The sequence below is a fragment of the Streptomyces sp. NPDC046215 genome (assembly GCF_040646215.1).
GTDB classification, from domain to species: Bacteria; Actinomycetota; Actinomycetes; order Streptomycetales; family Streptomycetaceae; genus Streptomyces; species Streptomyces stramineus.
This window is the reverse complement of the sequence record NZ_JBEYZW010000070.1, coordinates 22,898-37,444: the sequence shown is the minus strand read 5'-3', so window position 1 is coordinate 37,444 and position 14,547 is coordinate 22,898. Positions and strand designations below refer to the sequence as shown.

Below are 14,547 nucleotides of genomic sequence, written 5' to 3'. Positions count from 1 at the left end.
ATGGCTTTCTTGGCTTTTGAGATCACGAGTTCCCCTTGATTCGAATGTCGAATGGGATTTCCACTGCGCGGCCGCCGTGGGCCGCGGAGTGCTCGTCAAGCACCTCGATGGACCTGTGGAGTGGCCATCGTGTCGTCTCGTCCGGTGCTTGCATAACGACGATCCAGTGAGACTGCTGTATATGACAATCTTCTTTGGGATCTCTGACTTGAACACGACCCTGGATGTCCAAAACGGCCCCATACCGGAGGAGTCGGCAGTTTCCCGGTACGCCGGGAGCGCTACCAAGTAAGACAATAACTGGCACAAAGAGGGGAATAGGGCTCGTGGCCGTGCAGGAGTGCCGGTCGAGTGCGCTTACCGAGCACGAGAAGACCCAGGCGTACCCGGAGGCAGTCGAGACGGCACACGCCGACTACTTCGCTGTCATGCAGCAGCGCGACCGCAGCCCCGTGTAGTGACCACGGCGACCGAGGCCGCCGCCTTGTGCCGGGCCCGAGCCGAGAAGGCCGGCCGGGAAGTGGCTGCGCCGCGGCGCCTGGAGCCCCGGCCCGCGTCCGTTGGGCGGGAGAAGCCTGGTCAGCGCACGCGGCCGAGGTGGATCACGCTGATCCGGACCTGCTGGTCACTGATCTCGTACATCATGCGGTAGTCCCCGACGTGGATGCGCAGCACGTCGGCGTTGCCGAACTCGCCCTGGGGCCGCGGTTCGTCGGCGAAATGGTCGACGGCGGTGAAGAACTGGCGTACCCCGTCGGGGTCTGCCGGGGGCCATGGGCCGGAGCGCGGCTGCACCGGTGTACCCGGGCATTGTTCCCACGCGAGTTCCCTGCAAGGGGGACAGCAGTGTCTGATGCGGGCTTGGTTTGCCTTCCGGCGTAAGCGCGGCCGGCGCGTGATGTGGTCGATGAGTGCCGGGCAGCGGCGGGTGAGGCGGTGGATCAGGCGCCTGATCCCGGGGGCTGAGCGGGACGAGGCCGGGCGGAGAGGATGGGCGTATACCTGGACCACGACGCCCGGCACCCCGGTCGTTGCGTCGATCTCTCCCCTGCTGGGAACCTGAAAGATGCTACATCGGACCTTTCGGGGAATGAAGGTGCCATCGTGAAGTCTCTGGAACAAATCGTTTCCCGGCACGATCCGAAGTTCGACGTGGCCAACGCCCGGCTCGGGCTCGGTCTCAGGCGGGACGGGCAGATCTACCTGGCCAGTGCCGGACAGAACCCCCTCCGGTTCCGTCCGTTACATCTGGGCGGTCAACAACACCATGCTCGACTGGGAACCCGGCCTGGCCTGGCGGGTGAGCCTGCTGAACACTCACCGGATTCCGGTGACAGCCAGGCTGAAGATCCAGGTCCCGCTGCTGCACACCGTGATCGACTTGCTCACCGGGGACCGCGTCACCGTGCTGGGCGGCGAGTTCACCGCCGACCTGCGCACGGTGCCGGCGCGGGTCTACGCCGTCGTGCCCCTGGTGCACGGCCCACTGCCGACAGCGTCCGCCGACGCCTTCGGCCCGCACGTACGCGACATCGCCGTGTCCTCCGGCGGGCGGACAGCCCTGCTCAACACCTTCGCCTGGGATCACAACCTTTACGTTCTCGACCTCGCCACCGGACGCGTCGACCGGCGCCGGCGCATCGGGCACTTCTTCGCCTTCGCGCCCACGGCGTGGTCCAGGGGGTTCGCCGCGCAAGGCTTCGACATGCACAGCGCCGAGGGCTACCACTTGTACCTGCTCGCCGAGGACGGGACCGTGCGACGCCGGTTCGCCCTGTTCGGCCTGCCCAAGAAGGCAACCGACTGGGCCCGGGCAGAAGTGGGGTTCGACAACGCGCTCAACAGCTTCGCGGTGGCACCGGACGGTTCGTGGGTCGCCGCCGGCGGAGACCTCGGCCTGGCCCTGTGGAACAACTCGGACTCTGAAAGCTCTGAAAGGTGGGCGCACCAGTGGTGGGCGGACCGCCGTGGACCCCTGCGACTGCTGGCCGTCGACGAGGCAACACTGGTCGCCTTCTCCCAGAACACCATCACCGGCCTCTCGGCCGTCAACGGGACCACCCTCTGGTCGATCACGGTCACCGACTCGGGTGTCTTCGGCGGCGGTACGGTCAGCGGGGACCGGGGCACCGTCATCATCCCCTCGAACGCCGCCGGCGGCCGCCTGTACGTAATCCGCGGCGGGGCGCTCGCCAACACCATCGCGACACCCGCCGAGGAGGTCTCCGTCTCGGACGACGGGTCGTTCATCGCCGTGACCTCCCGCGCGCAGCTGAAGGTATTCGACGCCGACGGCGGCCTGCTGTGGACGTACACCGGGGACGATCTCCTGAGCCGCCCCCGGGTCTCGCCGGACGGGACGCGGGTCGCCGTCGGCAGCGAGCTGGGCACCTTGGTGGTGCTCGATCGCGACGGCACCGTACTGGCGGCCCCGGACCTACGGGCCCTGCCGGTACCGGCCTGGCTCCCCGACGGCGACCTGCTGGCGGCCACCTGGATAGGTACCGTCGTCCGCTACGACACCGGCATGCGGCCACGCTGGCAGAGCCGGCTCGCCCCGACCGAGACCGACATCCGCCCCACACTGCTGGCTCCGGACCCGACGCCGGTGGTCCGCAGGACAGGCTGGGGCAACGCCGTCCACCCGCCCCTCGCACTGACGCCCAACTTGATCAAGGACACCCATGCCCTGATCAGCGCCGAGCTGATCGGCGCGGAGCTGACCAAACCGCCGTCCCTCATCGATCTGCGGGCACAGAACCCCGTCGAGACGCTGTACGACGGCAGGGCGGACCCGCCCGCAGCGCCCTGGCTGCCCTGGGCGCTGGTCAACCTCGTGGACAGCGGGTATTACGGCAAGTTTCTGCTGACCGTCGACACCTTCCGCACCCAGGTGGAGCTCACCGGCATCACCTTCGCCGAGGATCCCGCACACCCCGGATCGTGGCTGCGTGACGTGCGGCTCCAGTGGTGGGAGGCCGAGAAGGAGGTCTGGCACGACGGCCCCATGCTGCTGTCGGACGAAGCACTGCACAGCCACCCGATCCAACCGCCACTCCGGGCGGCCAGGTTCCGGTTCACCACCACCGGGGGAGCCGGCTGGCCGGCCGGCAACATCCGGCTCGGCGAACTCGTACTCCACGGCCGCCCGCTGGGGAGCTCCCACCGTGACGTGCTCGCCCGGCGCGGGCGCGCGGTCCTCTTCGACGAACGGACCGAGGACCTGCGGGCGTCCTTCGAGCACGCTCACAATCCCAGGTTCGGTTTCCAGCGTGGCGGCGCCTTCTCCGGCGGTACGTCCCTTCGGATGAGTGGACCGGGGCAGGCGAACCCCGCCCGTATGGGCGCCACGTTCGGCCACACGATCCCCGACTGGGACTTCGAGATCAGGGAGCATCCCGAACCCGGTCAGTACCGGTACTTCCAGTTCGCCTGGAAGGCCACCAGCCTGGAGACCACGGGGATGAGCGTACGGATCGGAGTGGCCTGGCCGAGCCCCTCGGTCGTGGTGTCCATCGGGGACGTCACGTGGCTTCCCGACAGCGTGCTGGTCGAACATTGCGTCCCGGGCGACCGACCGGTTGAATGGACCACCGTACGCGTGGACCTGTGGGCCCTCACGGGCGGAAGACTGCCGAGGGTCACCAGCATGAGCCTGCTCAGCAACGGTGGGGGAGCCCTCTTCGACCAACTGCTGCTCGGCCGCACGCCGGAAGATCTTCCCGGGCCGACCCGCCCTACTGACAGTCAGACATGACAGTGCGGTGCGGACCGGCAACCGCCCTTTCCCGCAGGCGCCTGCACCTGCGGACGCCTTCCTCGCCGACGGCTCCTGAGGTTTTCGGTTTGGGGTGCCCGTGATCTTCGTGGTGGGTGCATCCCGGTGTCATGCGGTATCCCGATGGGGGGCGGCCTGACCGCGAAGGAGTGTGCTCGACGGGAGCAAGCGCGCTTCGAGGCAGCCGCGTTATTCGCGCAAGGGATGGCGCCGCCGCTGGTCGCACGGCGGCTGCGGGTGTCCGGGAAGTCCGCGCATGCCTGGCACGCGCGCCGGCAGGACGGTGGGCCGGAGGCTCTGCGTTCGAAGGGGCCCTCGGGGAGGCTCTCCCGGATGAAGCCTGCCTGGCGGGACTGGCTGGCCACCGAACCGGAGAAAGGAGCCGGCCGCGCACGGCGTGCTCCCGGAGCCAGGTGCTGCCCTTGCCCTTGGAGTACCAGTGCTCCAGGGATTCGGCGAGGTGGCGGCGGGGGGCTTTCTCCAGCGCTACCAGGATCTCGAAAACCTGCGGGCGGGCCTGGTCGAGGGCGGATGCGCTGTGGGCGATGCCGGCGGTGGAGGCCCTGTGTCGGGAGAGCTCCGATGCCCAGGCGCGCAGGGGGGCGGGCTGGGTTGTACGTCGCGACGCTAAGCGGTGCGGGGGTGTAACGGGAGGCTGGAACCGCTGTACGGCCCGCAGGCGGCCTCCCGCCCCCGGATGGCCCCGATCACCCGCAGGCCGTCACGAACGACCGCCAGGGGGCCCGTTCTGCGGGTCGCTTTTTTGAGTCGACTTGTATGAATAGTGCGATGCATGCCATTGGTCCGGCCCGCGTCATCAGGAAGCGGGCACCTGACCACGGAAGCCCGTCGTCCGCGCTCGCTTCTCCGGTGCGACGGCCTGCAACCACCAGGCCCCGCCCGGCCGTCCCCTCCGGTACGGCGCCACCCGCCGGTTTCAGCGCGGGCCCCAGGTACCGCCGCCGACGGACGGCACCACCGCAGCACCGGCGACTCCAGGACATCGGCGTTCATCCGCAGAGGAGAAAGACTCCTGAAGGCACTGGAACATAATAAAATCCCGCTGAACGGCCGGAATTCCGTGATCCCGCAGCCGGGGGGACAGCAGTGACAGCAAATGGTGACGGAGACCGGCCCGGACAGCATGCACGGCGCATTGCGGTTACCGTTTCTCTCGTCCTGGCCGCCGCTGTCATGGTGGTCTTTCTGACCATCGGCATTCAGCCCAGGGCATTCCGCCTGAGCGTGCTGTTCCTTGCCAGCGGCGTCGTGGCGGGGGTGGTGATTCGCCTGCCCGCGTCCTGGCGGACGCGCACGGGACTCATTGCGACGTCATTCCTGGCAGCCATCGGGGTCCTGCCGATTCTCGCCGAAAATCCGGACCCCGCGTCCAATCCCCCCGGCGCCAAGACGCGCATCAACGCCAGCTACCTGGCAGGGCTGATCCGCAAAGGCCCCTTCACGGAGCCTCTTCCGGGCGGCATGTGGGTCAAGGGATTCGAGGACGTGCAGATCGGTGACGCCGGCCCGCGCGTCGACGCCGTGGCCCTCGAACTGGACTGGCCACCGGAGTACGACCCCTTCAGAGACTACGACGGCCCCAATGCGCACATTGAGATCTATCGGAGCCCGTCCGATGCCGCCAAACATGCCGATGAACGAATCACGGTCCTGAAGAAGCAGTACAACGGCCCCGTCCATGGATCCCGGGACGGCTATTTCCTCTTCGGCAACCATGAGACCCTCGCAGGCGGCACACGTGGCCACGTCTACGTGGAGGCATACTCGTTCCCCGACTCCAACGGCCACCGCCCGCTGGCCACGGGAACGGTGAACGCCATGCTGAACTACGCCGAGAAGATGGGAAAAATCGCGACCGAAAAATAGCTGACCGACTCTGGGCAGTGACTTGGCTCGCCGGACGGGTCACTGCTGGGGGTGGGACGCTGTTGAGCGCGGACAGTCAATTCGAGTCAAGGGAGGCACCGAGGTGGGGGGAACAGTGGTGTTAGTGGTGTTAGCCGTCTTGGTCGCAGGAGTCGCGGTAGGAGCTTTGGTGCGTGCTGGGCGTCGTGAGGCGCGTGCGGAGAAGGCCCGGCTGGCGGAACAGGCACGGATCCAGGCCTTACGGTCGGTGGAGGCGGTCTGGTCGCTGGGAGACCGCGAGTTCGAGGAGTACGTCGCAGAGCTGTGCCGTCGGGATGGTTGCACCGAGGTGCGGAGGGTGGGCGGCATGAACGATCTGGGCGCCGATGTCATGGGCCGGCTGCCGGACGGCCGGAAGCTCGTGGTGCAGTGCAAGCGGTATGCCAAGCACCGCACGGTCGGCAGCCCTGACCTCCAGAAGTTCAACGGCACCGCCCGCAGCGAACACGGAGCGGATGTTCCGCTCTTCGTCGCCTCATGCAAGTTCACCAAGCAGGCCAGGTCCTTCGCTGCCCGACATCGGTTGGTCCTCGTCGATGTCGATCTGCTTGGTTTCTGGATTAGCGGCACAGTCCTGACGAAGCTCCTTGACCTGGATATCGGCCGCTCTGGGACCAACCGCAAGCTGACCCCGGACAACTGAACAACCACGTCGGTCATCGGCTGCAGTCCAAGACCTTTCCACCCAGTAGCCCGGCCCGCAGCAGTGGGCACGGGGAGCCGACGTGTGGTCAGTGCGGTCTGCGGCGAGGTCCACTCACGGACTGCCCGGCAGACCTCAACGGAGGTCTCCTGCAGACCTGCTGCGCCATGGGCTACGAGCGGGGCCGGGCCGCAGCTGTCACCGCAAAAGCCCGGGCCGCGCTCCACTCCCGTAAGGAGGAAGCGCCACCATGCCCGAATCCCTAGCTGTGCCATCTCATGAGGTTGGTGACACGAAGCATCGAGCGAGAGCTGGTGCGGGCGGTCAGCGCACCAGGGGCAGGAAGACCGTGTCGACGATCTCCTCGAGGACGTGATCGGGTACCGGGGCGAATGTCATGAGGATCTCGTGGCGCAGCAGGACGAAGGGGAGGGTCTTGATGCGCTCGGTAAGGATTTCAGACCGGATCTCGCCGCGGTCGACAGCGCGATCGAACACCTCGTCGAGCGCTGCCGCGCGGCCCGTCGCGACGGGATCGAACAGGCTGCTGGGGCTTCTCCCCGTCTCTCGGTAGTAGCTAGCCAGGTGCGCGTACATCACGGTGATCAGCTGCACATGCTCGGTGGCAATGTGCCGCATGAGGGCGAGGAGGTCCTCTCGCAGGCTTCCCGTGTCGGGGGCGGCGGGACGGGAAGCCTTGAGAATGTGGACGATGGTGTCCCGGATGAGTTCGTCGCGATCGGACCAGCGGCGGTAGAGCACAGGCGGGCTGGTGCCCGCGCGCTTGACGACGGCATCCATGGTGAACCTGGCGTAGCCGTTGTCGGCGAGTTCACCCCAGGCCGCATCGAGGAGTGCCTTCTCCAGTTCCGCCCCGCGACGCCGCTGAGCCATCGTCCGCCCTCCCAGCTTAGATAGAGTTGCCTTTCTTACGATACCGGCTTATCTTGGGCGACGTAAGAAAGGTGCCTCTATCTTAAGGTGTCGATCGTGAGCACTTCCCGTGCGGCTGAGGCCGTCTCCGCTGATCCCGGCCGAGTGGATCCCACCGTGTCGCGCATGGCGATCACTCTCATCGTCGGCGCTCTCGGCGTCGTCTTCGACACCACCATCGTCAGCGTCGCCCTGAACAACCTGGCTGAAGACCTCGACACGACGCTGTCGACCATCCAGTGGGTCAGCACCGGCTACATGCTGGCCGTCTTCGTCACCATTCCGCTTGCCGGTTGGGCCCAGTCACGGCTCGGCGGCTGCCGCCTGTGGGTCGTCACTCTGGGCGGGTTCCTGGCCGGGTCGATCCTGAGTGCCCTGGCCTGGAACGCCACCAGCCTCATCGCGTTCCGGATCGTCCAGGGCCTCGCCGGCGGCATCATGATGCCGCTGATGTACACCCTGCTCATGCAGACCGCCAAGGGCCGCAACATCGGCAAGGTCATGGCCATCATCACCGTGCCCACGGCACTCGGCCCGATCCTCGGCCCAGTCCTGGGCGGCCTTATCCTCTCCCTGGCCGACTGGCGCTGGCTGTTCCTCATCAACATCCCCTTCTGCCTCGTGGGGATCTGGCTCGCCCGTCGCAACCTGCCCGACGATCGCCCTGAAGCCGGCCGCCCGCGCGTCCGTCTGGACACGGTCGGCCTGCTCCTGCTCTGCCCAGGTTCCGCGGCCCTGCTCTACGGCCTTTCCCAGGTCGATGGCAGCGCGGGCTTCGCCAGTGCCCAGGTCCTCATTCCGCTGCTCGCCGGGATCGCCCTGGTCGGGGGCTTCACCGTCCGGGCACTGACCCGGGCGTCTGCCCCGTTGGTCGATGTGCGTATGTTCCGGCACCGCTCGGTGGCCTCGTCGTCCACCCTGCTCTTCCTCGGTGGGATCTCCCTGTTCGGCTCGATGATGCTGCTGCCCCTGTACTTCCAGCAGGTCCGCGGTGCGACCCCGCTCGGCGCCGGGCTGCTGCTCATTCCTCAGGGAGTCGGCGCCCTCGTAGCCCGTGGCCTGGCCGGCAGGTATATGGACCGGGTCGGCCCTCGCGCGGTGGCGCTCGTGGCATTCGCCTTTGTCGCCGCATCCACCGTGCCGTTCGCCTTCGTCACCGCCGACACCGACAAAATCCTGCTCATGGCCGCGCTGTTCGCCCGAGGCGTCGCCCTCGGCGCTGCCATGATCGCCCCCATGGGTGCCGCCTTCGTCGGGCTGGAGCACGAGGAGATTCCTGACGCCAGCATGATCACCCGAGTCGCCCAGCAGATCGGCGGCGCGGTAGGCGTCGCCGTCCTCATCGTCATCCTCCAGCGGAACATCGGCGACGCCCACACCCCCGACGCCCTGGCAGACGGCTTCGATCACGCGTTCTGGTGGTCCGTGGCGCTCACCGCCGCCGCCATGCCGCTCTGCCTGCTCCTGCCCGATCCCCCCGAGCCGACGCCCCCCACCGCAGACAAAGCACAGGACAGCAGCAAGGACTGACGGGCATTCAGACTGCGACCGCGATGGGCTGATATGGCGGTCCTCGCCGACCACTACCGCACCCGCTACCGGGCCGACGTCACCCACACCTGCTTCTGGCTCCTGGCCGGCACCCTCCATGGCGCCTACCTGATCTTCTCCGAACTCCTTCAGCCCGGGGGCGAGGCGCTGTTCCTGGCCCTCTCCTATCGGTTCTTCCCCGAAGCGATCACCCACACAGGCGCAACGGCCGTACCCGTCCCCATCGACCCTGACCGCGGGGTTAACCGCGAGGACTTTGAGCAGCACATCACCGCGCGCACCAGGGCCATTCACCTGTGCAATCCGCACAACCCCACTGGCCACACGCTCAGCCACCGCGAACTCGCCGCCATCGCCGACGCCTACGCCACCGACAGCCCCTGGCTCACCCACACCCTTCACCAGCTGCGCCGCAACCGCGACCTCGTCGAACAGGCCTTACGCCCCCACCAGGGACAGGTCAGCTACCAGCCCGGGCCCGCCACCTACCTCGCCTGGCTCGACTTCCACGACACCTTCGGCTCGCAGCCCGCGCACCAGGCCCTGGCCCAGCACGGCGTGCTCCTCGAATCCGGACCCGAATTCGGTGCACCACCCCGGTACGCCCGCCTCTCCTTCGCCACCACACCCGACCTGCTCAACGCTGCCCTCGACCGGATCACCACCGCCCTGGCCGCCCCACAGAAACGGGAGCCCGCGTTGACCACGGGACCCACCGCCCACCAGGACGCCGTCACCGCCGAATACGCAGACCTGAACCCGCTCCAGGTCCGCATCACCACCCACCGGCTCTACAGCGAACACCCAGACACTCCCGACGCCGCCGTCCGAGAGCGGCTTGAGGTGCCATCGGACGCCGACCTCCTCGACATCGGATGCGGCACCGGACAGTTCCTCCGTGACCTCGACCACGACGGGCACACCGGTCAGCTGACCGGCATCAACACCAGCGCAGAGGCCGTCCGCCAGACCACCACCAGCCGCATCACCGCACTGAACGCCTCGGCCGACAACCTGCCCTTTATCCACCCCTTCATCCACGGGGCCTTCGACATCGTCACCGCTCGGCACATGCTGTACCACGTCCTCGACCCCCTCCACGCGCTCCGCGAGGCGGCACGAGTCCTACGGAGGGCGGCACCTTCGCGGCCACCGTCAACCACGCCAGCACCGCGCCCCGCACCCACGACCTCGTAGGGGCAGTCATCCAAGACGCCGACGCCGCCCCCTCCACCGCATCACCCGTCAACGCTGTCGACAGCGACACCCTGCCGCCGTTGCTGCACCGGGTATTCGGCAAGGTCACCACGGTCCGGTACGACAACGCCTCCGTCTTCCCCCGACCCGAACCCCTCGCGGACTTCGCAGTCGCCCTCCTGCCCTTCAACGGTTGCCGCCACGGACATCGAGCACGACCGACTCGCTGAGGAGATCCGGGCCCGCGCTCTGCGGTGGTTCAGCGATCATCCGGGCCAGGTCTGGCACGACCCCAAGGGATGGGCCTTCTGCTCCGCCACCCTCACCGCGTAGACCCGACTGCTGCGCCCCCTACTGGCCGCCGGGCAGTCGCGCCGGCCCCGGTCCCGACAGAACCGGATCGGTAACGCAGCCGCGCGCCGCGACGCGCGCGCCCTGTCCCGAGTGCGGCACTCCAACGTCTGGCTGTGGTGGGTATCGCTTCGGGGAGCGGGTCGGATCGGGCAGGCGGTGGCGGTGGACACGGCGTTCGTGCCCTACCAGGCCGTTCAGACCGGGAAGGTCCTGTCAGTGTGCCGTGCGCCTTGGGGTGCGTCCGGGCGTCGGGCGCGCGGCCGGCTGGTCATGATCAAGGGTTCCGGCCGCAGGGTGAACCCTCCGACGGCCCGGGGCAGGATTCCCTCCAGGTGGCGCAGGCGGTGCCGGGAGGCGACGGTGGCGAGGACCAGAGTGGCCAGGTCGGGTGCGAGGGTGGATGCCGGGCAGTGGTGGGCTCCGGCTCCGAAAGGGAGAAAAGCCTGGCGGGGTGGCTGCGGAACGCGGCCGGCTAGCCATCGCTCGGGGTCGAAGTGCTCGGGGTCGGGATACCACCGAGTCTGGTGGTGTGCCGAGTAGATGCTCAGGAGGACCGGGCGCCCTCGGGGGATGCGGAAGCCGTCGAGGCAGGTGTCCGTCACGGGCTCCCGGCCGATGAGCGGGAAGGCCGGTCGTCGCCGCAGGGTTTCCATGACGATGCTGCGTGAGTACGGGAGATGGGGAAGGTCGCCCGGCTGTGCGCCGCGTCCGGCCAGTCGCGTGTCGACCTCGTCGTGCAGTCGCCGTTCGACGTCCCGGCGAAGGGCGACTTCGTGCAGTGCCCAGGCGCACAGGAGCGCCGGCGCTTCCACACCTCCGGCGACGATGTCGGCCAGCTCGTCGCACACCTCGTTGGGCGACAGGGTGTCGGTGGCCCGGCCGCACGAGCGCAGAGCGGCGTGGGCGGCGTGGGCGTCTTGCCGCTGGGCTGGGAGCTCTGTGCGGGTGTCGTGCCCGACGGCGCGGGCGGCGCGGATCGCGGCGATCTCGTCGTGTACGCGGTGGACGGCTCGGGGGTAGCGCAGACGTCCCCGGATGGGCAGATGCGGTGCGAGGCGGGGCAGGGCGATGCGAAGCTGCAGGCCCTGGCTGATGATCGTCGTAGCAGCGGCCAGCTCCGCGATCGACGCGGGAGGAGTGTCACGCTCGGCGTCGACGGAGGTGATCAGGGTGTCGATGCACAGGCGGAGCATTTCGTCGACGATGTCCAGCGGCGCGTCGGGCGTCCAGGCAGCACACCGCGAGGCAGCCTTAGTGGCGCAAATCGCCCGGTAGCGCTCCACGTGCTCGGGGCGGAAGGTGGTCTGCTGGAGGTGGCGGCGGCGGGTGCGGTGGGCTTGCCCGTCAAGCGTGATTGTCGCGTCACCGACGAGGTGGTGCAGGCCCTTGGCGATACGGCCGCCGCGGTAGGTGGAGGCATCGAGGGTGACCTGGCGGATCAGACTCGGCTCAGTGACCAGGTAGGCGGTGACGGGCCCCATCCTCAGGCGCTGGACGGGCCCGGTGTCGGCTGCCGCACGGAGGAACGGAAGATGGTCCGAGGCCACGGCACGAAGGTGCCCGAACAGCCGGTGCCGTCCGGGCGCGAAGGGAGGTGGTGCAGGCTGTCGCATGGAGGAGTTCCTGTCGTCAGAGGGGAGTTCCGCCGCCCGGCGCGGGACGCTGTGGGACGTGGCAGGTCCGCGAACCGAAGGGCCCGCTCGACGCCGTTGGTGATCGAGCAGGGCGAACCGGTCGAGGGCACCGAGCCACCCGGTGTAGCCGACGATGCACCGGGCCTGCGGCCGGCGGTTCTGCACGGTCGTGCGGACCGGGTGGGCCGCCGAAGCTGGGCGGATTCCCGGCGAAGTTCATCCGCGGCCTGCGGCGATCCGGCCGTCGCGATGACGTGGAATCCGTGGGCGGCCGGCATCAGCGCGCCGGCCCGTCCGGTGCCGCGCGCCGCCCCGGTCAGGAGAACCGGGTCCTGGGCCGGGGAGATGGCGGGGTGGCGGGTGTGAGCTGGCATGGATCCGCTTCAGGGGAGGGTGAACAGCAGGACGGCGTTCTGGCCGCCGAAGCCGCAGGATGAGCTGACGGCGGCGGTCATGCGGGCCGGGCGGGGCGCACCGGCGACGATGTCGATTTTGTGCTCGCCGTCTTGATGGGCGAAGTTGGCGGTTGGCGGGATGAGCTGGTGGCGCAGGGTCAGCACGGTGTAGGTAGCTTCGATGGCGCCGGCCGCCCCCAAGGCGTGTCCGACGACTCCCTTGGACGCTGTGACCGGTGGCGAGTGGCCGGCGAAGACCCGGGCGAGGGCCGCCGCCTCGGCCGCGTCGTTGAGGCGGGTGGAGGTTCCGTGGGTGTTCACTGCCCGACGCCGGCGGGCACGCAGTCGCCGTCGTCGATCGCGGCACGCAGGGCACGGGCGATTCCGTCACCACCCGGGTGCGGGGAGACGGGGTGGTGGGCGTCGCAACTGGCGCCGTATCCGCGGAGCATGGCCAGGACCGGTGCGCGCCGGGCCTGGGCCGTCGACCGCCGCTCCAGGGCAAAGACGGCGGCACCTTCGCCGAGGACGAAGCCATCTCGCTCGGCGTCGAAGGGGCGGCTGGCCAGCCGGGGACACTGACGGCGACGCGAAAGGGCACGCATCCGGGCGAAGCACGTCGCGCTCATGGGTGAGCAGCCGGATTCGCTGCCGCCGGCCAGAACGATGTCACAGGCGTGCGAGCGCAGCAGATCGCGGGCGATACCGAGGGCGGTGGTTCCGGACGCGCAGGCGCTGGCAGTCGTGAAGTTGGGGCCGCCGGCCCCCAGGTCCATCGCGACCTCGGCGGCGACCATGTTGGGCACGCTGCGGGGAAGGGCGAGGGGGGACACGCGTTCAGGCTCTGCCGCGCCCAGGTGACCGAACGCTGCGCCGTAGGTGTCCAGGCTGTTGGACCCCACGCCGAGCACGACACCGACCCGATCACCTTCCCAGCTCCGGTGGTCGAGGCCGGCGTGGGCGACGGCGCGCCGGGCGGCGGCGATCGCGAAGCGGGCGGGCGGATCCAGGCGCCGTGCCCGGGCCCGGCCCAGCTCCGCTTCCGCGTCGAAGTCCCGCACCCGGCAGGAGAAGTCGACGGGCAGACCGTCCAGGTGGGGATCGGCCGCGGCCAAGGACTCGCCCGCGCAGAGCGCGGACCAGTTTGCTTCCACTGTGGCCCCCGCAGGAGTGAGGAGTCCCAAGCCCGTCACCACGACATCAGCCGCCGCCATGACCGTCCCGTCCGGTGGGAACGCCGGCACGCGCGGGAGAGGTGAGGCGCGGCCGCAGGGCCTCCAGGCTGGCTGACCGTCGGCGCAGGTCCTCCAGATACCGTGCCAGCGCCTCATGGGCCTGTTCGCCCACGGGGCCGAGTCCGGTGCGGTCCATCAGGCCCAGGTGGCGGACCAGAGGGAGGACAACCTGTTCGTGGTGGACGCGTACGTCGGAGATGCCCGCTGCGGCGATGCGGGCCGCCCGCGCGGTGAGCTCCGCCGTGCCCTGGCCGGGCATGCGGAAGGCCTCCAGGACTTCGCTGTAGGTGCGCAGGAAGAGGTCCGGCAGGATGTCCGCCGCCGTGCGGCAGACATCCCGGTAGAAGATCATGTGCAGGTTCTCGTCCGCGGCGACCCTGGCCATCAAGGCGGCCCCCGCCGCATCGGGGCAGTGCTGGCCGGCGTTGCGGTGCGCGACGCGGGTGGCCAGCTCCTGCACTGTGACGTAGGCCAGGGCGTGCAGCACCGAAGGCCGGTCGTAAGCGAAGCCGCGGCACAGGTGCCGCATGCATTGCTCCAACGCGACAGGGTCGACGGCACGGGTGGTAGTCAGGTACGCGCGCAGGGCGTGTGCGTACCGGTCCTCCTCCGCGTTCCAGCGGTGCACCCAGGTACCCCAGGCTCCCTCCCGGCCGAACCGGGTGGCGATCTTGTGGTGGTAGCTGGGCAGGTTGTCCTCGGTCAGCGGGTTCACGATCAGCGCATCGCGCACGGCCTGTGGCAGTGTGGCTTCCTCCGGCTGCCACGGCCGGCCGCCCAGGGGGCCGGCGAAGCCGCTGCCAATTCCCCAGGGAACGTGCTGGTGCGGATAGCAGGTGGGGGTGGCGGCCAGGTGTCGGTCGAGGTTACGAGCCACCCACGGCTCAAGCTCCGCCAGCAC

General features: G+C 68.9%; 11 protein-coding genes. 5 read left to right on the top strand and 6 right to left on the bottom strand.

Annotated elements, in window-relative coordinates; translation table 11 throughout:
• Positions 1-579: 579 nt before the first annotated feature.
• A complete protein-coding gene (locus ABZ951_RS25515) occupies positions 580-795 on the bottom strand; it encodes a type II toxin-antitoxin system RelE/ParE family toxin (RefSeq protein WP_344088152.1) in 216 nt (71 codons plus the stop codon).
• 415 nt (positions 796-1,210) lie between these two features.
• Between ABZ951_RS25515 and ABZ951_RS25510 the strand changes: the two genes are divergently transcribed.
• From ABZ951_RS25510 to ABZ951_RS25500, 3 genes are all read left to right on the top strand, one after another.
• A complete protein-coding gene (locus ABZ951_RS25510) occupies positions 1,211-3,757 on the top strand; it encodes a hypothetical protein (RefSeq protein WP_344088149.1) in 2,547 nt (848 codons plus the stop codon).
• 1,215 nt (positions 3,758-4,972) lie between these two features.
• Positions 4,973-5,665, top strand: a complete 693-nt coding sequence (locus ABZ951_RS25505; protein ID WP_344088146.1) for a hypothetical protein — start codon at positions 4,973-4,975, stop codon at positions 5,663-5,665.
• 169 nt (positions 5,666-5,834) lie between these two features.
• The gene (locus tag ABZ951_RS25500) at positions 5,835-6,347 is read left to right on the top strand and encodes a restriction endonuclease (protein ID WP_344088143.1); all 513 of its coding nucleotides are present in this window, start codon (positions 5,835-5,837) and stop codon (positions 6,345-6,347) included.
• Between the two features lie 324 nt (positions 6,348-6,671).
• Here the strand turns inward: ABZ951_RS25500 and ABZ951_RS25495 are convergent, their stop codons facing one another.
• The gene (locus tag ABZ951_RS25495) at positions 6,672-7,241 is read right to left on the bottom strand and encodes a TetR/AcrR family transcriptional regulator (RefSeq protein ID WP_344088140.1); all 570 of its coding nucleotides are present in this window, start codon (positions 7,239-7,241) and stop codon (positions 6,672-6,674) included.
• Between the two features lie 165 nt (positions 7,242-7,406).
• Here ABZ951_RS25495 and ABZ951_RS25490 point away from each other — a divergent pair, with 165 nt between their 5' ends.
• Together ABZ951_RS25490 and ABZ951_RS25485 are read left to right on the top strand one after the other, a co-directional pair.
• Entirely contained in the window at positions 7,407-8,810 is a 1,404-nt protein-coding gene (locus ABZ951_RS25490; RefSeq protein WP_344088137.1) for an MDR family MFS transporter, read from the top strand.
• 33 nt (positions 8,811-8,843) lie between these two features.
• Positions 8,844-10,028: an aminotransferase class I/II-fold pyridoxal phosphate-dependent enzyme gene (locus ABZ951_RS25485; RefSeq protein ID WP_344088134.1), complete on the top strand. Its 1,185-nt coding sequence runs from the start codon at positions 8,844-8,846 to the stop codon at positions 10,026-10,028.
• Positions 10,029-10,576: 548 nt separating this feature from the next.
• Here ABZ951_RS25485 and ABZ951_RS25480 read toward each other — a convergent pair.
• The 4 genes from ABZ951_RS25480 to ABZ951_RS25465 all read right to left on the bottom strand — a co-directional run bounded on the left by ABZ951_RS25480 (position 10,577) and on the right by ABZ951_RS25465 (position 14,547).
• Positions 10,577-11,995, bottom strand: a complete 1,419-nt coding sequence (locus ABZ951_RS25480; protein WP_344088131.1) for a cytochrome P450 — start codon at positions 11,993-11,995, stop codon at positions 10,577-10,579.
• Positions 11,996-12,399: 404 nt separating this feature from the next.
• The gene (locus ABZ951_RS25475) at positions 12,400-12,732 is read right to left on the bottom strand and encodes a hypothetical protein (protein WP_344088128.1); all 333 of its coding nucleotides are present in this window, start codon (positions 12,730-12,732) and stop codon (positions 12,400-12,402) included.
• Positions 12,729-13,565, bottom strand: a complete 837-nt coding sequence (locus ABZ951_RS25470) for a beta-ketoacyl synthase N-terminal-like domain-containing protein (RefSeq protein ID WP_344088125.1) — start codon at positions 13,563-13,565, stop codon at positions 12,729-12,731. The genes ABZ951_RS25475 and ABZ951_RS25470 overlap by 4 nt, the downstream gene beginning before the upstream one ends.
• Before the next feature lie 46 nt (positions 13,566-13,611).
• On the bottom strand, positions 13,612-14,547 hold the full coding sequence (locus ABZ951_RS25465; RefSeq protein WP_344088122.1) for an acyl-ACP desaturase: 936 nt from the start codon (positions 14,545-14,547) through the stop codon (positions 13,612-13,614).

Excerpts from the sequence above, each read along its gene's own strand:
- ABZ951_RS25505 (WP_344088146.1), top strand. The coding sequence starts at position 4,973 with ATGGTGGTCTTTCTGACCATCGGCATTCAGCCCAGGGCATTCCGCCTG.
- ABZ951_RS25495 (WP_344088140.1), bottom strand. The coding sequence starts at position 7,241 with ATGGCTCAGCGGCGTCGCGGGGCGGAACTGGAGAAGGCACTCCTCGAT.
- ABZ951_RS25490 (WP_344088137.1), top strand. The coding sequence starts at position 7,407 with ATGGCGATCACTCTCATCGTCGGCGCTCTCGGCGTCGTCTTCGACACC.
- ABZ951_RS25485 (WP_344088134.1), top strand. The coding sequence starts at position 8,844 with ATGGCGGTCCTCGCCGACCACTACCGCACCCGCTACCGGGCCGACGTC.
- ABZ951_RS25480 (WP_344088131.1), bottom strand. The coding sequence starts at position 11,995 with ATGCGACAGCCTGCACCACCTCCCTTCGCGCCCGGACGGCACCGGCTG.